Source organism: Streptomyces sp. NPDC016469, from assembly GCF_040632905.1.
Taxonomy (GTDB): Bacteria; Actinomycetota; Actinomycetes; order Streptomycetales; family Streptomycetaceae; genus Streptomyces.
In genome coordinates this window covers 1-17,340 of the sequence record NZ_JBEYCQ010000008.1, presented here as the reverse complement: position 1 = coordinate 17,340, position 17,340 = coordinate 1, and the positions used below count along the sequence as shown (strand labels likewise).

General features: G+C 71.8%; 19 protein-coding genes and 1 pseudogene. 6 read left to right on the top strand and 14 right to left on the bottom strand.

Annotation, left to right across the window (positions count from 1 at the left end):
* The first annotated feature begins 10 nt into the window (after window positions 1-10).
* Entirely contained in the window at window positions 11-517 is a 507-nt protein-coding gene (locus tag ABZ565_RS10940; protein ID WP_361023472.1) for a methylated-DNA--[protein]-cysteine S-methyltransferase, read from the top strand.
* A 13-nt stretch (window positions 518-530) separates the two neighbouring features.
* Entirely contained in the window at window positions 531-1,190 is a 660-nt protein-coding gene (locus ABZ565_RS10935; protein WP_361024071.1) for an alpha-ketoglutarate-dependent dioxygenase AlkB, read from the top strand.
* A 2-nt stretch (window positions 1,191-1,192) separates the two neighbouring features.
* Here ABZ565_RS10935 and ABZ565_RS10930 read toward each other — a convergent pair whose 3' ends face one another.
* The 14 genes from ABZ565_RS10930 to ABZ565_RS10865 form a co-directional block, all read right to left on the bottom strand.
* Window positions 1,193-1,465 carry a GlsB/YeaQ/YmgE family stress response membrane protein gene (locus tag ABZ565_RS10930; RefSeq protein ID WP_143626001.1) on the bottom strand — a complete coding sequence of 91 codons (273 nt, stop codon included), beginning with the start codon at window positions 1,463-1,465 and terminating at the stop codon, window positions 1,193-1,195.
* Window positions 1,466-1,555: 90 nt separating this feature from the next.
* A complete protein-coding gene (locus ABZ565_RS10925) occupies window positions 1,556-1,948 on the bottom strand; it encodes a YccF domain-containing protein (protein ID WP_361023467.1) in 393 nt (130 codons plus the stop codon).
* Window positions 1,945-2,808 (bottom strand): zinc metalloprotease HtpX, encoded by an 864-nt coding sequence (gene htpX, locus ABZ565_RS10920; protein WP_361023464.1) that lies wholly within the window; start codon window positions 2,806-2,808, stop codon window positions 1,945-1,947. Before htpX ends, ABZ565_RS10925 begins: the two co-directional genes overlap by 4 nt.
* A 195-nt stretch (window positions 2,809-3,003) precedes the next feature.
* Window positions 3,004-3,468, bottom strand: a complete 465-nt coding sequence (locus tag ABZ565_RS10915; protein ID WP_361023461.1) for an MscL family protein — start codon at window positions 3,466-3,468, stop codon at window positions 3,004-3,006.
* A gap of 116 nt (window positions 3,469-3,584) precedes the next feature.
* The gene (locus tag ABZ565_RS10910) at window positions 3,585-5,120 is read right to left on the bottom strand and encodes an NADH-quinone oxidoreductase subunit N (RefSeq protein ID WP_361023457.1); all 1,536 of its coding nucleotides are present in this window, start codon (window positions 5,118-5,120) and stop codon (window positions 3,585-3,587) included.
* Window positions 5,117-6,667 carry an NADH-quinone oxidoreductase subunit M gene (locus tag ABZ565_RS10905; RefSeq protein WP_361024068.1) on the bottom strand — a complete coding sequence of 517 codons (1,551 nt, stop codon included), beginning with the start codon at window positions 6,665-6,667 and terminating at the stop codon, window positions 5,117-5,119. Before ABZ565_RS10905 ends, ABZ565_RS10910 begins: the two co-directional genes overlap by 4 nt.
* Before the next feature lie 27 nt (window positions 6,668-6,694).
* Complete coding sequence (locus ABZ565_RS10900; RefSeq protein ID WP_361023454.1) at window positions 6,695-8,695, bottom strand: NADH-quinone oxidoreductase subunit L; 2,001 nt, start codon at window positions 8,693-8,695, stop codon at window positions 6,695-6,697.
* On the bottom strand, window positions 8,692-9,111 hold the full coding sequence (gene nuoK, locus ABZ565_RS10895) for an NADH-quinone oxidoreductase subunit NuoK (protein ID WP_361023451.1): 420 nt from the start codon (window positions 9,109-9,111) through the stop codon (window positions 8,692-8,694). The genes ABZ565_RS10900 and nuoK overlap by 4 nt, the downstream gene beginning before the upstream one ends.
* Entirely contained in the window at window positions 9,111-9,707 is a 597-nt protein-coding gene (locus tag ABZ565_RS10890; RefSeq protein ID WP_361023448.1) for an NADH-quinone oxidoreductase subunit J, read from the bottom strand. The genes nuoK and ABZ565_RS10890 overlap by 1 nt, the downstream gene beginning before the upstream one ends.
* Window positions 9,704-10,270 (bottom strand): NADH-quinone oxidoreductase subunit I, encoded by a 567-nt coding sequence (locus ABZ565_RS10885; protein ID WP_361023445.1) that lies wholly within the window; start codon window positions 10,268-10,270, stop codon window positions 9,704-9,706. The genes ABZ565_RS10890 and ABZ565_RS10885 overlap by 4 nt, the downstream gene beginning before the upstream one ends.
* Entirely contained in the window at window positions 10,270-11,238 is a 969-nt protein-coding gene (locus ABZ565_RS10880) for a complex I subunit 1 family protein (RefSeq protein ID WP_361023442.1), read from the bottom strand. The genes ABZ565_RS10885 and ABZ565_RS10880 overlap by 1 nt, the downstream gene beginning before the upstream one ends.
* Window positions 11,235-12,134, bottom strand: a complete 900-nt coding sequence (locus tag ABZ565_RS10875) for an NADH-quinone oxidoreductase subunit C (protein WP_361023440.1) — start codon at window positions 12,132-12,134, stop codon at window positions 11,235-11,237. The genes ABZ565_RS10880 and ABZ565_RS10875 overlap by 4 nt, the downstream gene beginning before the upstream one ends.
* Window positions 12,131-12,766, bottom strand: coding sequence for an NADH-quinone oxidoreductase subunit B family protein (locus tag ABZ565_RS10870; RefSeq protein WP_361023437.1), 636 nt, complete (start codon window positions 12,764-12,766; stop codon window positions 12,131-12,133). Before ABZ565_RS10870 ends, ABZ565_RS10875 begins: the two co-directional genes overlap by 4 nt.
* On the bottom strand, window positions 12,757-13,137 hold the full coding sequence (locus ABZ565_RS10865; protein ID WP_018101291.1) for an NADH-quinone oxidoreductase subunit A: 381 nt from the start codon (window positions 13,135-13,137) through the stop codon (window positions 12,757-12,759). Before ABZ565_RS10865 ends, ABZ565_RS10870 begins: the two co-directional genes overlap by 10 nt.
* Before the next feature lie 240 nt (window positions 13,138-13,377).
* On the opposite strand from ABZ565_RS10865, the gene ABZ565_RS10860 reads away from it, so the two are divergent.
* The 4 genes and pseudogenes from ABZ565_RS10860 to ABZ565_RS10845 form a co-directional block, all read left to right on the top strand.
* Window positions 13,378-14,574: a sensor domain-containing protein gene (locus tag ABZ565_RS10860; protein ID WP_361023434.1), complete on the top strand. Its 1,197-nt coding sequence runs from the start codon at window positions 13,378-13,380 to the stop codon at window positions 14,572-14,574.
* 150 nt (window positions 14,575-14,724) lie between these two features.
* Window positions 14,725-16,080 (top strand): sensor domain-containing protein, encoded by a 1,356-nt coding sequence (locus tag ABZ565_RS10855; RefSeq protein WP_361023430.1) that lies wholly within the window; start codon window positions 14,725-14,727, stop codon window positions 16,078-16,080.
* A gap of 140 nt (window positions 16,081-16,220) precedes the next feature.
* Window positions 16,221-16,880, top strand: a complete 660-nt coding sequence (locus ABZ565_RS10850; RefSeq protein WP_361024065.1) for a response regulator transcription factor — start codon at window positions 16,221-16,223, stop codon at window positions 16,878-16,880.
* Window positions 16,881-17,131: 251 nt separating this feature from the next.
* A pseudogene (locus ABZ565_RS10845) lies at window positions 17,132-17,340 on the top strand (2-oxoglutarate ferredoxin oxidoreductase subunit alpha); the annotation flags it as partial.

Genomic DNA, 17,340 nt, shown 5'->3' with positions numbered 1-17,340 from the left:
GGGACCGGTCATGACCATGTACGCGACGGTCGACAGCCCGCTGGGCGCACTGCTGCTGGTCGGGGAAGAGGCCCCCGGAGCAGCGGGTACCGCGCTCCTCTCGCTCTCCGTGCCGGGCCAGAAGGGCGGCACCGTCGTCCAGGGCGGCTGGGTGTACGCGCCCGAGGCGTTCGCGGGGGCCGCCGCCCAGCTGCGGGAGTACTTCGAGGGGCGCAGGACGCGCTTCGACCTGGTGTACGCGCAGGGGCGGGGCACCGAGTTCCAACGGCGGGTCTGGGCGGCGCTGGACGCCGTTCCGTACGGCGAGACGGTCTCGTACGGGCAGATCGCCGCGCGCGTCGGCGCGAGCGGTGCCGGGGTGCGGGCGGTGGGTACGGCGATCGGGCGCAATCCGCTGCTGGTCGTGCGGCCGTGCCACCGGGTGATCGGTGCGGACGGTGCGCTGCGCGGGTACGCGGGCGGCCTTGAGCGCAAGGAACGGCTGCTGGGGCTCGAAGGGGCCCTGGCGGGGCGTTGACGGGGCTCCGCTGATGGACGGGCTCTTCCCCAGGTCACGGGCCGTCATCGCGCCAGGGGCCGTGCATGTGCCCGACTGGCTGCCGCCCGAGCGGCAGCGGGAGTTGGTGGCGGCGTGCCGGGAGTGGGCACGGGGGCCGGTGCCGCTGCGGCACACGGCGTTGCCGGGTGGCGGGGTCATGTCGGTGCGGACGGTCTGCCTCGGGTGGCACTGGCAGCCGTATCGCTATGCGCGTACGGCGGACGATGTGAACGGCGCTCCGGTGGTCCCGTTTCCCGCCTGGCTCGCGGAGCTGGGGCGGGCGGGGGTGGCGGAGGCGTACGGGCCGGGGGGCGGCTCGGAGGCGTACGCGCCGGATGCCGCACTGGTGAACTTCTACGACGGTACGGCCCGGATGGGCATGCACCGGGACGCCGAGGAGCGGTCCGATGCGCCTGTGGTGTCGCTCAGCATCGGGGACACGTGCGTCTTCCGGTTCGGCAACACGGAGGGCCGGGGCAGGCCGTGGACCGACCTGGAGCTGGCGTCCGGCGACCTGTTCGTGTTCGGCGGCCCGGCGCGCCGGGCGTACCACGGGGTGCCGGTGGTCCGGCCCGGCACCGCCCCTCCCGGTACGGGGATGAGCGGTGGGCGGCTCAATGTGACGTTGCGTGAGACGGGGTTGAACGGCTGACCTCAGCGCCGTTCGCGGGAGTTGCCGAAGAGCAGCCGGTAGGCGATCAGCAGGACCAGTGAGCCGCCGATGGCCGCGACCCAGGTCGCCGGGTCGAAGAAGTCCTTGGTGATCTCGCGGTCCAGGAAGCGCGACGATATCCAGCCCCCGAGGAACGCGCCGACGATCCCTATGAGCGTCGTGCCCACCAGGCCGCCGGGGTCGCGCCCCGGCAGCAGGATCTTGGCGATGACGCCCGCGACGAGCCCGAGAATGATCCAGCCGATAATGGTCATGCGTGCGAACCTACCCGTCCCTCTGTCCTGGACTCCAAGACGCCGGGGACGGGCGGGTGGTTGCGTGCGGCGGCCTGCGGGCCGGGGGGCCTACCAGCCGGCGAACTGCTCGTCGGTGCGCACGATCTCCTTGCCGAAGGGCATGAGGGACACCGGGATGAGCTTGAAATTGGCGATGCCCAGGGGAATCCCGATGATCGTGACGCACAGGACGATGCCCGTGGTGATGTGGCCGAGCGCCAGCCACCAGCCGGCGAGGATCAGCCAGAGCACGTTGCCCACGCAGGACGGCCCGCCCGCGTCCCGGCGGTCGACCACCCGGTACCCGAAGGGCCACAGGGCGTAGACACCGATCCGGAAGGCGGCCAGGCCGAAGGGGATGCCGATGATCGTGATGCAGAGCAGGAGTCCCGCGAGCAGGTAGCCGAGGAACATCCAGAATCCGCAGAGGACCAGCCAAATGACGTTCAGAATGGTTTTCACGGGCGAGGACCTGCCATCTGCTCGAGTCGGGCGATACGCTCCGCCATCGGCGGGTGGGTCGAGAACATCTTGGACATCCCCTGCCCCGCGCGGAAGGGGTTGGCGATCATCATGTGGCTCGCGGTCTCGATCCTGGGCTCCGGGGGCAGCGGGAGCTGCTGCGTCCCGGCCTCCAGCTTCCGCAGGGCACCGGCGAGGGCCAGCGGGTCGCCGGTGAGCCGGGCGCCCGAGGCGTCCGCCTCGTACTCCCGGGAACGGCTGACGGCCAGCTGGATGACGGACGCGGCGAGCGGACCCAGGATCATGATCAGCAGCATGCCGAGGAGGCCCGGGCCCTCGTCGTCGTTGGAGCGGCCGACCGGTATCAGCCAGGCGAAGTTGACCAGGAACATCACGACGGAGGCCAGCGCTCCGGCGACGGACGAGATGAGGATGTCCCGGTTGTAGACGTGGCTCAGCTCGTGGCCGAGGACGCCGCGCAGCTCGCGCTCGTCCAGGAGGCTCAGGATGCCCTCGGTGCAGCAGACCGCCGCGTTGCGCGGGTTGCGGCCGGTCGCGAAGGCGTTGGGGGCCTGGGTCGGGGAGATGTAGAGCCGGGGCATGGGCTGGCGCGCCGATGTGGAGAGCTCGCGGACCATGCGGTAGAGCTGGGGCGCCTCGAACTCGCTCACGGGACGGGCGCGCATGGCCCGCAGCGCCAGCTTGTCGCTGTTCCAGTACGCGTACGCGTTGGTGCCGATCGCCACCAGGAGGGCGACGATCAGGCCCGTACGCCCGAAGAAGCTGCCGATGAGGATGATGAGTGCGGACAGGCCCCCGAGGAGTACGGCGGTTTTCAGCCCGTTGTGCCGGCGGTGCACGGTACGCCCTCCAAATCATGCAGCAGGGGAGCCCTTGGCGGGTGGGGCCCCACCGCTCAGTGGAGCCTCCCGTACTGGTCAACGCCAGGCGGCGGGAGCGAGTTCCCTGGTGCGGACGGCCCGACGGCCCAGGCGGGCCCCGCTGTAGGCGTGGGGTCCGGCTCTGGGCCGTCCGGGTGGAGGTGCGCGGCGCGCTCAGCGCGGGGCGGGGAGCTTCGCGAGTTCCACGGCCTCGGGGTCGGGCTCGACCTCGCTGGTGCAGTGGGCGCAGCGGGAGGCGATGGCCGGGATCTGGCTGTAGCAGCGGGGGCAGTCACGCAGGGCGGCCTTGATGTCGACCGGCTCGTCGCCCTTCTTGGCGGTGAAGCGGTCCTGGACCTTGGCCATCGGCATGACGACGCAGAAGTAGAGGACGGCGGCGGTGATGATGAAGGCGATCGCGGCGCTGATGAACAGGCCGTACGGGAAGTCGACACCGTCGACCTTGAAGTGAGCCTTGCCGAAGTCGCCGGTGCCGCGCGTGAAGATGCCGATCAGCGGCACGATGAAGGCGTTGCTGAACCCGGTGACGACCGCGGTGAAGGCGGCTCCGACGGCGAGACCGACCGCCATGGAGATGACGTTCCCGCGCAGGATGAAGTCCTTGAACCCGCTCAGCACTGCTGTGGCTCCTTGTGGTGATGAGAACGTCGTACGCGTTCCGAGGCACCGACCCTGCCCTGTGCGGGTGGCCGGGGGCAAACCGATCTTGCCATCCGTCGAACAGGTGAACGGCGTCAGAAAAGACTGACGGCGGCGAATCTCAGGACGGTCTGCGGAGCGCCCGACAGGACGACTCCCGCGGCGGCGGTGAGGACGATCGCGGCGGTCAGGGGCGCCGGAACGCGGTGCCGTACGGCGGGCGCGGTCTCTTCCCCTTCCGCGGCCTCTTCCCCGTCCGCGGGCGCGCGGAACAGGACGGCCGTCCACTGCAGGTAGTAGTACAGCGCGATGACGACGTTGACGGCCATCACGACGGCGAGCCAGCCCAGGCCCGCGTCGACGGCTGCGGAGAACACCGTGACCTTGGCGAAGAGCCCGATGATGCCCGGCGGCAGCCCGGCCAGGCAGAGCAGGAAGAACGCCAGCGCGAGCGCGGTGAGCGGCCGGGTGGCGTACAGGCCGCGGTAGTCGTCGAGACGGTTGCCGGGGCGGGTACGGGCGACCAGGGCGGCCACCGCGAACGCGCCGAGGTTCACGACGGCGTACATCAGGGCGTACGCGACGGTGGAGCCGATCCTGCGCTCCCCCGCGTACGCGGCGGCGGCTACGGGGACGAGCAGGTACCCGGCCTGGGCGACGGAGGACCAGGCGAGCAGGCGTACGGCGCCGTGCGCGCGGGAAGCGCTCTGGCGCAGCGCGGCCACGTTGCCGACGGTCATCGTGAGCGCGGCGAGGACCGCGAGGGCGGGGCCCCACACGTCCGCGTACGCCGGGAAGGCGATCACGGTGACGAGGATGAGGCCGGTGAAGCCGACCGCCTTGCCGACGACCGAGAGGTAGGCGGCGATGGGCAGGGGGGCGCCGACGTAGGTGTCGGGCACCCAGAAGTGGAAGGGCGCGGCGGCCGTCTTGAAGGCGAAGCCGACGAGGGTCAGCGCGACGCCCGCCCCGGCGAGGGTGGAGAGCTGGGGGTCGACGTGGTCGAGGCGGCCGGCCAGGTCGGTGAGGTGGAGCGTGCCGGTGGCCGCGTACACGAAGCTGACGCCGAGGAGCATCACGGCGGTGGCGGTCACGGAGGACAGGAAGAACTTCAGCGCGGCCTCGGAGGAGCGCCGGTCGCCGCGCTTGATGCCGACGAGCGCGAACGCGGGCAGCGAGGCGACTTCGAGGGCGATGACCAGCGTGGCGAGGTCCCGGGAGGCCGGGAGGAGCGCGGCGCCGGCGGCGGACGACAGCAGCAGGAACCAGAACTCGCCGGCCGGGAGCTTGCGGGTGTCGCCGATCGAGAGCAGCGCGGTGAGCAGCGCGCCGCCGAGCACGAGGGCCTGGATGACCAGGGTGAAGTGGTCGGCGGTGTAGCTGCACGCGTGGCTGCCCGTGGTGAGGCAGAAGGTGGAGCGGTCGCCGTCGTGGAGCGGGATGATCAGGGCGAGCGCGGCGACGAGCCCGGCGACGGCCCCGTAGCCGAGGAGCGGTTTGCGGGCCTCGGTGACGAAGAGGTCGGCGACCAGGACGACGAGGGCGACGGCCGCGGCGGTGAGCGGGGGCGCGATGGCGAGCCAGTCGACGGACTGGACGAGGCTGGTGGCGCTCTCGGCCGCTGTGGTCACGACTTGCCTCCTGCGAGGAGCTTCTGCACGGCCGGGTCGGTGAGGCCGAGGAGGACGGCGGGCCACAGGCCGGCGAGGACGGTGAGGACCGCGAGGGGGGTCCAGGCGGCGTATTCGTAGCTCTGGACGTCGGCGATCGCCCGAGGTTCGTCGCGGTGGGCGCCCATGCAGACGCGGCGGACCACGATCAGGAGGTACGCGGCGGTGAGCAGGGTGCCGAACGCGGCGACGGACATGAACGTCAGGAAGGCGGGCCGGCTCAGCCCCTCGGCCGGGTCGAACGCGCCGAACAGGGCGAGCATCTCGCCCCAGAACCCGGCGAGACCCGGCAGCCCGAGGGAGGCGACCGCGGCGAACGCGAGGAGGCCGCCGAGGCGGGGCGCGCGGCCGTACAGGGCGGCGCCCGTGGCCCCGGCGAGGGTGTCCAGGTCGGCGGTGCCGTACCGGTCCTTGACCGCGCCGACCAGGAAGAACAGCAGGCCGGTGATGAGCCCGTGGGCGATGTTGGCGAAGAGCGCGCCGTTGACGCCGGTGGGGGTCATGCTCGCGATGCCGAGGAGGACGAAGCCCATGTGGCCGACGGAGGAGTACGCGATGAGCCGCTTCAGGTCACCCTTGGCGCCGGGCCGGGCGAGGGCCAGGCAGGCGAGCGATCCGTAGACGATCCCGGCGACGGCGAAGGCCGCGAGGTACGGGGCGAAGGTGTGCATCCCGTCCGGGGCGACCGGGAGCAGGATGCGGACGAACCCGTACGTGCCCATCTTCAGCAGGACGCCCGCGAGGAGCACGGAGCCGACGGTCGGGGCAGCGGTGTGGGCGTCGGGCAGCCAGCTGTGCAGCGGCCACATCGGGGTCTTCACGGCGAGCCCGATCCCGATCGCCAGAACGGCGGTGACCTGCACGGACGAGGTGAGCCCGCGGCCGTTGTCAGTGGCGAGTGCCACCATGTCGAAGGTGCCGCTCTTCAGTCCGATGAGGAGCAGGCCCAGCAGCATGACGACCGAGCCGAGCAGTGTGTAGAGGATGAATTTCCAGGCGGCCGCCTGCCTCCCCGCACCGCCCCATCGGGCGATCAGGAAGTACATCGGGATGAGCACCATCTCGAACGCCAGGAAGAACAGGAGCAGGTCGAGGACGGCGAAGGTGGCGAGGGTGCCGGACTCCAGGAGGAGGACCAGCGCGACGAACGCCTTCGGGGAGGCGCCTTCGGGCAGCTTGAAGTAGCTGTAGAGCGCGCAGAGGAAGGTCAGCAGCGCGGTCAGTACGAGCAGGGGGAGCGAGATGCCGTCGATGCCGAGGTGGATGCGCACGTCCAGCGCCGGGATCCAGCTGATGTCGGTGGTGGCCTGCATCTTCGACGGGTGGTCGTGGTCGAAGCCGGCGGCCAGCACCAGGGTCGCCAGGAGGATGGCCCCGGTGACGGTCACGCCGTGGCGGAGCACGGCCTGGTCGGGGCTGCGGCCCTTCAGCCCGGGCGGGGCGGGGAGCAGGGCGGCGACGGCGCCGATGAGCGGGCCGACGACGACGAACGCCAGAAGGAACTGCATCACGGATGCGCTGATATCGATCACGGCTCAGGACCCCGCGTTGACGTTGGCGTAGACGACGGCGGCGGCCGCCAGGACCAGGGAACCGGCCAGCAGTGCGCTGAGGTAGGTCTGCACGTTGCCGGTCTGGGCGCGGCGGACGGCCGTGCCGAGCCAGCGTGCGCCGGTGGCGGAGCCGCGTACGTAGGTCTCCACGACCTCGCGGTCCAGGAAGCGGACGAGGCGTGCCGCGGCCTGGACGGGGCGGACGAACAGCGCCGCGTACAGGGCGTCGAGGTGGAAGCCGGTGGCCGCGTGGCGGTGGAGCGGGCCGAGCAGCAGGCGTCCGGGGTCGGCGGGGTCGGGGGCGTCCCCGGCCGGGCCGTAGGCGGCGGTGCGGGCCTCGATGGCCTCGATCTCCACGAGGGCCGGTTCCGCGTCCGGGTGGGCGACGACCGAGCCCATGGGGACGCGGGCGGCGAGCGCGGTGGTGTGGCGCCAGGCCCCGTAGGTGACCAGTCCGCCGACGAGGCCGACGCCGGTGGACAGGACGGCGGTGGTCAGGGAGGGGACAAGGCGGTGGCCGTCGAACCAGTCGCCGATGACGCCGACGCTCAGCCCGAGGGCGATGGTCGGGACGGCCAGCACCCATAGGACGGCGGTCATGGCGGCGGGCTGCCTGCCGTGGTCGGGGGCCTCGGCGCCCCGGCCCCGGAAGGCGAGGAGCCAGAGCCGGGTGGCGTAGGCGGCGGTGAGCACGGCCGCCAGCAGCCCGGCGACGAGGACCGTCCAGCCGGCGGCGGCCGGGGCGACGTGCCGGTGGCCGAGTGCGGTCTGCTCGGCGGCGACGAGGACGGCTTCCTTGGAGAAGAAGCCGGCGAACGGGGGGATGGCGGCGAGCGCGAGCAGCGCGACGGTCATCGTCCAGTAGGCGTCCGGGATGCGGCGGGCGAGGCCGCTCATCCGGGACATGGCGGCCAGTGAGTTGGTGCCGGCGGCGTGGATGACGACGCCGGCCGCGAGGAAGAGGACCGCCTTGAAGGCACCGTGCGAGACGAGGTGGAAGACGGCGGCCCCGCGGTCGCCGACGGCCAGGGCGCCCGACATGTAGCCGAGCTGCCCGATGGTCGAGTAGGCGAGGACGCGCTTGATGTCGTCCTGGGCGAGTGCGGCGAGCCCGGACCCGATCATCGTGACGGCCGCCATCACGGCGAGGACGACCAGGGCCGCGCCGGACTCGGCGAAGACGGGGAGGAGGCGGGCGACGAAGTAGACGCCGGCGGCGACCATCGTGGCCGCGTGGATCAGCGCCGAGACGGGGGTGGGGCCGGCCATGGCGTCGGGCAGCCAGGTGTGCAGGGGGAACTGCGCGGACTTGCCCGCGACCCCGGCCAGGAGGAGGAGCGCGATGAGGGTGGGGTGATCGAGCCCGCCGTGGGCGACGGCGCCCAGGATGCGGGTGATGCGGAAGGAGCCGGTGTCGGCGGCGAGCGCGAACAGGCCGATGAGGAAGGGGACGTCGCCCAGCTTGGTGACCAGGAACGCCTTCAGGGACGCGGCGCGCGCCTCGGGCGTCTCCCAGTAGTGGCCGACCAGGAAGTACGAGCAGATGCCCATGACCTCCCAGCCGACCAGCAGCACCATCAGGTCGCCGGAGTAGACGACGAGCAGCATCGCGGAGGTGAAGAGGGAGACCAGCGCCGCGTACGAGGGGTAGCGGGGGTCGTCGCGGAGGTACGCGGTCGAGTAGATCTGCACGCAGCTCGCGACGAGGGCGACCAGCACGGCGACGAGGACGGCGAAGCCGTCGAGGTGCAGCGCGAGGTCGATGGGGACCGAGCCGGTGGGGGTGAGCTGGGTCGCCGCGTCGATGGCCCGGCCGCCGCCCTGGCGCGCGGCGACGGTGGCGGCGAGGACCAGCGAGACGAGGGAGGGCAGTACGGCGAGCGGGCGCACGTACTCGGGCGCGGTGCGGCCGGTGAGCAGACCGGCCACCGCGCCCAGGAACGGGAGGAGGGGGACGAGGACGGCGAGGGTCGTGGTGGTCACGGGGTGGCCTCTGCCTTCTTTGCCTTCCCTGCCGCAGCAGTGGCCTGGTCTTCGGGGTCGGTGACGGCGTCGGCCTCGTCGTCGCCGGCCGGGACGGTCTCGGCCTCGTCGGTCTCGGCGGTGTCGCGGAGGCGGTCGACCTCGGAGCTGCCCCGGTTGCGGTAGACGGCGAGGACGATCGCCAGGCCGATGCCGATCTCCGCCGCCGCGATGGCGATGGTGAACAGCGTGAGGGCCTGGCCGGAGTGGAGGCGGTCGCGGAGCCAGACGTCGAACGCGACCAGGTTGAGGTTGACGGCGTTGAGCATCAGCTCGACGGACATCAGGACGAGGATCGCGTTGCGGCGGGCGAGGACTCCGTACAGCCCGGTGCAGAAGAGGAGGGCGGCGAGCACCGCGGGATAGGCGAGGTGCATCAGCGCGCGTCCTCTCGGGGCGGGGTGGCGCCGGCCCGGTCCGCTGCCCGGCCGCCCTTGCGGGAGAGGACGATCGCGCCGACCAGGGCGGCGAGCAGCAGGACGGAGAGCGCTTCGAAGGGCAGCACCCAGTTGCGGAAGAGGAAGGAGCCGGTGACCTTCGTGGAGCCCTGAGCGGGCCCGTCCAGCTCGATCCACGTCGTGCGGAAGGCGTCCACGACGACCCAGACCAGGGCGCCGGCGGAGGCGACGGCCACCACGAGCGCGGCCCACCGGTTCTCCGAGTCGGCGTCCGGGGAGCGGCCGATCGGGGCCCTGGTGAGCATCAGGCCGAACAGGAGGAGGACGACGACGGAACCCACGTAGATCAGTACCTGCACCCAGGCGATGAACTCCGCCGTGAGCAGGAGGTACTCGACGGCGAGGCCGCCGAGCGCCACGATCAGCCAGAGGGCGGCGTGCACCAGCTGCTTGGTCGTGACGGTCACCAGGGCGGCGCCGAGAGTGGCGATGCCGACGAGCACGAAGGCGATCTCCACACCCGTCGGGGAGAGGAAGCCGGGGGCCGCCGTCGCGGCGGCGAGGGTGGTGATCACTCGTCGTCCCCCTGCGCCTGCTGCGCCGCTTCCGCCTCTTGCTGGGCGCGGAGCTTGTCGGCCGTCTTGCGGGCCGCGGCGAGTTCCTTCGGTTCCTCGGCGCGGGGGTCGAGCGCGGGCGGTTCCGGGACCGTCCACATCCAGTCGCGCAGCTTGTCGCGCTCATGGGTGAGGTCCAGGATGTCCGTCTCCGCGTACTCGAACTCCGGCGACCAGAACAGCGCGTCGAACGGGCACACCTCGATGCAGATGCCGCAGTACATGCAGAGCGAGAAGTCGATCGCGAAGCGGTCGAGCACGTTGCGGCTGCGTTCGCGGCCGCCCGGGGCCGCGGCCGGCACCGTCTCCTTGTGGGAGTCGATGTAGATGCACCAGTCGGGGCACTCGCGGGCACACAGCATGCAGACCGTGCAGTTCTCCTCGAACAGCGCGATGACGCCGCGCGAGCGGGGCGGCAGTTCGGGCTGCACGTCCGGGTACTGGGCGGTGACGGTCTTCTTCGTCATCGTCCGCAGGGTGACGGCGAGGCCCTTGGCCAGACCTGAGCCGGGGATCGGGGGCACTAGTTGATCGCCACCTTCACGATGCCGGTGAGCGCGATCTGCGCGAGAGCGAGCGGGATGAGGGTCGTCCAGGCGAGCTTCTGCAACTGGTCCTCGCGCAGGCGCGGGTAGCTCACGCGCAGCCAGATCACGACGAACGCGAGGATGCCGGTCTTCAGCAGGGTCCAGACCCAGCCGAGTCCGTCGGCGCCCAGCGGGCCGTGCCAGCCGCCGAGGAACAGGACCGTGGTCAGCCCGCAGAGCACGACGATGCCGGCGTACTCGGCGAGCAGGAACAGCGCGAAGCGGAGGCCGGTGTACTCGGTGTACGCGCCGAAGATGATCTCGGAGTCGGCGACCGGCATGTCGAACGGGGGGCGCTGGAGTTCGGCGAGTCCGGCCACGAAGAAGACCAGGGCGCCGGTGATCTGCCAGGGCAGCCACCACCACTCGAACGCGTCGAGGATGCCGGGCAGCGAGACCGTGCCCGCCGCCATCGCCACCGAGGCGGCGGCGAGCAGCATCGGCAGCTCGTACGCGAGGAGTTGCGCGGCGGTGCGGAGGCCGCCGAGCAGGGAGAACTTGTTGGCCGACGCCCAGCCGGCCATCAGTGAGCCGAGTACGCCCACACCCATGACGGCGAGCACGAAGAAGAGGCCCGCGTCGACGGCCTGGCCGACCGCGCCCTCTCCGGGGCCGACCGGGATCGCGACCAGGACGAGCAGATACGGGAGGAGGGCCACGGCCGGCGCCAGGCGGAAGACCTTGCGGTCGGCGCCCGCGGGGACGATGTCCTCCTTCTGGGCGAACTTGACGCCGTCGGCGACGAGCTGGGCCCAGCCGTGGAAGCCGCCCGCGTACATGGGGCCCAGGCGGCCCTGCATGTGGGCCATGACCTTGTGTTCGGTCTGGCCGACGATGAGGGGGAGGACCATGAAGACGGCGAAGACGATGACGATGCGGAGGGCGACGTCCAGGGCGTCGTTCACGCTTGATCGCCTCCGTTGTCTGGGGTGTCGGGGGTCCGGTGGTCCTGGGCGTCGTCGGGGGTGGGGGTGTCGCTGCGCTGGGCCTCTCCCCTACCCGCCCCTTCCCGAACCGGGGGCTCCGCCCCCGTGCCCCCGCTCCTCAAACGCCGGAGGGGCTGATTCTCGCCCCCCGTGTGCCACGGGGCGTCCGTCCCCTGCTGGCTCGCCGAGCCCTGGGACGCGCTGCGAGTGCGGCGCGGGCGGGGTTCCGCCGGAGTCGTCGGGGTCGCGTCGCCTGCCGTGCGGGCGCGCCGCGCCGGGCGCGACGGGGCCGGCGGGAGCTGGCCCTTCAACGGGCCCCACTCGTTCGGGTCCGGGACGCCGGGCGGGAGCATCGTGCGGCGCTTCGGGCCGCCGTGGTCCGACTCGCCCGGTTCCTTCGCGCCCGGCCATGCCTTCGCCACGCGGGCGGCCAGCACGAAGTCTTTGCGGAGGGGGTGGCCCTCGAAGTTCTCGGGGAGGAGGAGCGGGACCAGGTTCGGGTGGTCCTCGAAGACGACGCCGAACATCTCGTGCGTCTCGCGTTCGTGCCAGGCGGCCCCCGCGTACACACCGGTCGCCGTCGGCAGGGACGGGGCCTCGTGCGGCACCGTCGTACGGACGAGGAGGCGGCGGACGACGGAGCCGGGCAGCGCCGCCACATGCGCGCACACCCGGAAGCCCGTGCCCGGTTCGTCCACCGCGCTCAGCCAGTCGAAGTACGTGCAGCCGAGGGTGTCACGGGCGGTTTCGAGGGCGGTGATCCACGCGGCGGGCGGGACGTCGACCGTCAGCAGGTCGTACGCCTGTTCGGCGGTGGCGTCCTCGCCGAACACCTCGGTCACGGCGTCCGGGAGGCGGTCGAAGGCGGCGGTCACTTGTCCTCCCCCACGGCCGGAGGCGACGTCACCAGACCGCTGCGCAGCGCGTCCGTCGACGGGCGGCCGCCCGCGGCCTCGGCGTAACGCTCGCCCAGCGACTCGCGCGCGATCTTCTCCTGGAGCTTCAGGATGCCCTGGAGCAGCGCCTCGGGCCGGGGCGGGCAGCCGGGGACGTAGACGTCGACGGGGATGATCTGGTCGACGCCCTTGGTGACGGAGTACGAGTCCCAGTACGGGCCGCCGCAGTTGGAGCAGGCGCCGAAGGAGATGACGTACTTGGGCTCGGGCATCTGCTCGTACAGGCGCTTGACCGCCGGGGCCATCTTGTCCGTCACCGTGCCGGAGACGATCATGAGGTCGGCCTGCCGCGGGCCGGGCGCGAACGGGATCACGCCGAGCCGGATGAAGTCGTGACGCGCCATGGAGGCGGCGATGAATTCGATGGCGCAGCAGGCGAGTCCGAAGTTGAAGACCCAGAGGCTGTAGCGGCGGCCCCAGTTGAGGACCACCTTCATCGGTTCCGGTGCGAGCCGGGACAGGACGCCCAGGCGCTTCGGTTCCGGGAGGAACGTGGGTACGGCGGCGGGTTCGTCCCCCGCCCCGGCCGACGACGGGCTCGTCACGTCCATTCGAGGACGCCCTTCTTCCATGCGTAGAGCAGTCCCACGGCCAGGAAACCGAGGAAGATGAACATTTCGACCAGCGTGGTCGCGCCGTAGCCCGGCGCCGCGAAGACCGTCGCCCAGGGGAAGAGGAAGATCGAGTCGACGGCGAAGATCACGTACAGGAAGGCGTACACGTAGTAGCGGACCTGGGTGTGCGCCCAGCCCTCCCCCACCGGGTCCACACCGCACTCGTACGTGAGCAGCTTCTCCGGCGTCGGGACCACGGGCCGCAGCAGCCGGCCCGCGCCGAAGGCGACGGCGACGAACAGGACGCCGACCAGGGCGAGCAGTCCGACCACCGAGTAGCTGTGGAAGTAGTCCGACGACGCGAGCACCGTCCGCGCCGGTGTCGATGCCGCACCGGGAAGGCCCGTCACGTCCGCCCCTCGCTCCCTAGCCCCGTCCACGATCTGTACGCACGGGAGTCTAGGCCCTGTAAAGGAGGGGTAAGCAGTTGCGTCGGGCAACGGACGGGGAACGAGTGGTCCACGGGGGCCCACGGGTAGGGATATCCCTACTTCACCTCACCCACGAGCCCCATGGCATCCGCCTCGCGCGCCCGGCAGGCTGGTCGTATGACCATGAGCCCCACGGTGCCCGCCCACGACGGGCCGCCTCCTGTCCGCTTCGCCTTCGGGCGGTGGACGTGGAAGGAGGTCGCGCACCTCCTCGCCAACCTGCCGATGGCGATCATCGGATTTGTTTACACCGTGTTGATGATCGCGATCGGCGTGGGCCTCGCGGTCACCGTCGTCGGTCTGCCGCTGCTGGCCGCCGGGCTCCAGGGGGCCCGGCTGATCGGGCGCGCCGAGCGGGCCCGCGCCCGCAAGTTCCTGGGCGTCCGGGTCGAGGAGCCGAGCCCGCCGGCCCGGGGCCGCGAGGACGACGGGTTCTTCGCGTGGCTGTGGACCTGTCTGCGCGACCCGGTCGCCTGGCGGGCGGCGCTGTACTCGTTCGTACGGCTGCCGTGGGGCATCCTCACCTTCGTCGTGACGCTCGTCTGCCTCATCGTGTGGCCGGCGCTCCCCTATACGGCGCGGTTGATGGCCAACGCGGACCGGGCCATGGTGCGCGGGCTGCTCTCCCCCTCCGACGACCTGGAACGCCGCATCGCGGAGCTGGAGTCGGACCGGGGTGTGGTGGTCGACACGGCCGCGGCGGACCTGCGGCGCATCGAGCGCGATCTGCACGACGGGGCGCAGGCCCGGCTCGTCGCGCTCGCCATGGGCCTCGGCCTCGCCAAGGAGAAGCTGACGGACGACCCGGAGGCAGCGGCCCGCATGGTGGACGAGGCACACGGCGAAGTGAAGGTCGCCCTCCAGGAACTGCGCGACCTCGCCCGGGGCATCCACCCCGCCGTCCTCACCGACCGCGGCCTGGACGCCGCGCTCTCCGCGATCGCCTCGCGCTGCACCGTGCCCGTCACCGTACGGGTGGATCTTCCGGGGCGCCCGGCGCAGGCCATCGAGGGCATCGCGTACTTCACCGTCTCCGAACTCCTCCAGAACGTCAGCAAGCACAGCGGGGCCCGTACCGCGTCCGTCGACGTGTGGCGCTCCGGCGACCGGCTGCTCATCCAGGTCGGCGACGACGGGCGGGGCGGGGCCTCGATGGACGGCGGTACGGGCATGGCGGGGCTCGCCGAGCGGCTGGACGCCGTGGACGGGGTCTTCGTACTCGAATCGCCCGCCGGCGGCCCGACGACCGTCACGGCGGAGCTGCCGTGGCGCGACCGGGGCGCCGAGAAGAGCCCGCAGCGCGTCAAGGGGTAGGGAAAACCCCCGCTCCGAGACGGAGACCGCCCTCATGGTGCGGCGGCGCACCACCCCGCACCCTTGACGTACAGACCACACGCGGATTCACGCACGCGCACACACAGACGCACGCACCCTCACGGACGCGGAAGAAACGGACGGAACCCCATGGCCACGGCATACGGACCGGACACCCGGGACCCTCAGCGGTCGGGAAGCGGCCTCGGAAACCGCCCCACGCGGCGGCATGTCCTGCCGGCCGCACTGCGGGCGCCCCTGGAGGGCAGGACCTGGCGCGAGTTCAGCTACCTCATGCTGAGCCTGCCGATCAGCATCGTGCTCTTCACCTTCGCGATCACCATGGTCTCGCTGGGCGCGGGCCTGCTCGTGACCTTCCTGGGCATTCCGGTGCTGGCGGCGGGCCTGGTCATGTGCCGGGGCTTCGGGATGCTGGAGCGGACCCGGGCGCGGGCGCTGCTGCGGGTGGACGTGGCCGATCCGGCGCCGGTGCGGGGCCGGAAGGGCGGGCTGATGTCCTGGGTCGGCGCGGTCCTGAAGAGCGGGGTGTCCTGGCGCCACCTGCTGTACGCGCTGCTGCACTTCCCGTGGGCGGTCTTCGCGTTCTGCGTCGCGCTGACACTCCAGGCGTGGGGCTGGGCGGCGCTCACCTACCCGCTGTGGCACTGGGCCGTGCCCGCGCACGCCGGCGTCTCGGGCATCCAGCTGTACGGGGACGCCCAGCACGAGGTCTACCTCGACTCGGGCGTCGACCTCGCGCTGACCGCAGGGCTGGGCCTGGGCATCGTCCTCCTGACCCCCTGGGTGATCCGGGGTCTGGCGACCGTGGACCGGGTGATGGTGGCGGGACTGCTGAGCCCGTCCCGGCTGGCGGAGCGCGTCACGGAGCTGGAGTCGGACCGGGGCGTGGTGGTCGACACGGCCGCGGCGGACCTGCGCCGCATCGAGCGCGATCTGCACGACGGGGCGCAGGCCCGCCTGGTCGCCCTCGCCATGGACCTGGGCCTCGCCAAGGAGAAGCTGACGGACGACCCGGAGGCAGCGGCCCGCATGGTGGACGAGGCACACGGCGAAGTGAAGGTCGCCCTCCAGGAACTGCGCGACCTCGCCCGGGGCATCCACCCCGCCGTCCTCACCGACCGCGGCCTGGACGCCGCGCTCTCCGCCGTCGCCTCGCGCTGCACCGTGCCCGTCACCGTGGAGGTGGACCTGCCGTCCCGGCCCGCGCAGGCCATCGAGGGCATCGCGTACTTCACCGTCTCCGAACTCCTCCAGAACGTCAGCAAGCACAGCCGTGCCACCCGCGCCTCGGTCGACGTGTGGCGCACGGAGGACCGCCTCCTGCTCCAGGTGACCGACGACGGGCGCGGCGGCGCCGACCCGGCGTCGGGCAGCGGGCTCGCCGGTCTGACCGAGCGGCTGGACGCCGTCGACGGGGTCCTGGTGGTCGACTCGCCGGCGGGCGGCCCGACGAAGATCACCGCGGAGCTGCCCTGGCGCGGCTGACCGCGGATCCACGGCACGGCACCTTTCAGGTCAACCCCGCGCACGCTCGCGACGTCACTGCCGTTACTGGGATGCTGGACGGCGTACGGGTCGTGCCAGCGAGTGAGCAGCGGGGGAACAGCGTCGTGGTGGAGGACAGAGTGCGCGTGGTCATCGCCGAGGATTCGGTACTGCTCCGGGAGGGACTGACCCGGTTGCTGACCGATCTCGGACATGACGTCGTCGCGGGCGTCGGAGACGCGGAGGCGCTGATCAAGACGATCGGCGACCTCGCCGGGCAGGACGCGCTGCCGGACGTGGTGGTCGCGGATGTGCGAATGCCGCCGACCCACACCGACGAGGGCGTCCGGGCGGCGGTGCGGCTGCGCCGGGAGTACCCGGGGATCGGGGTCCTGGTCCTCTCGCAGTACGTGGAGGAGCAGTACGCCACCGAGCTGCTGGCCGGGTCCAGCCGGGGCGTCGGGTATCTGCTGAAGGACCGGGTCGCCGAGGTCCGGGAGTTCGTGGACGCGGTGGTCCGGGTGGCGCAGGGCGGTACGGCGCTGGACCCGGAGGTGGTGGCGCAGCTGCTGGGCCGCAGCCGGAAGCAGGACGTGCTGGCCGGGCTGACGCCGCGTGAGCGCGAGGTGCTGGGCCTGATGGCGGAGGGGCGTACGAACTCCGCGGTGGCCAAGCAGCTGGTGGTGAGCGACGGGGCCGTCGAGAAGCACGTCAGCAACATCTTCCAGAAGCTGGGCCTGGCCCCGAGCGAGGGCGACCACCGCCGGGTGCTGGCGGTGCTGACGTATCTGAACTCCTGACGCGGCGCCACCCACCCGGGCGCGGGTCCGACGGGGAACCGGGCGGCTGGTGAATCATGACCGGCAAGCACCGGGAACCGTCACGGCATCCGGATGCGCGACGTCTTGTCGCAACGTGCCGAATCGCGTCTCATATTGCCGTCCATCATGTGATCTGCCGGAGGTAGGCGACCCTTACGGACGTAGGGTGGGCGGGGGACCTCCGGCGGGCCGGACGGTTCCGAGCCGCCGTGCCGAGGGAGGTCCAGTAAGTGACCAGCCAGGTCAGTAGCCCAGCCGAGCAGGCCGACGAGGCGCTCGTAGGGGGACAGCGTCCCCCCCAGTCCGCAGCCGCGGGAAGCGGTGAGAAGGAAGTCCGCCGTCTGGACCGGGTGGTCATCCGTTTCGCGGGTGATTCGGGTGACGGCATGCAGCTCACGGGTGACCGGTTCACCTCGGAGACGGCGTCCTTCGGGAACGA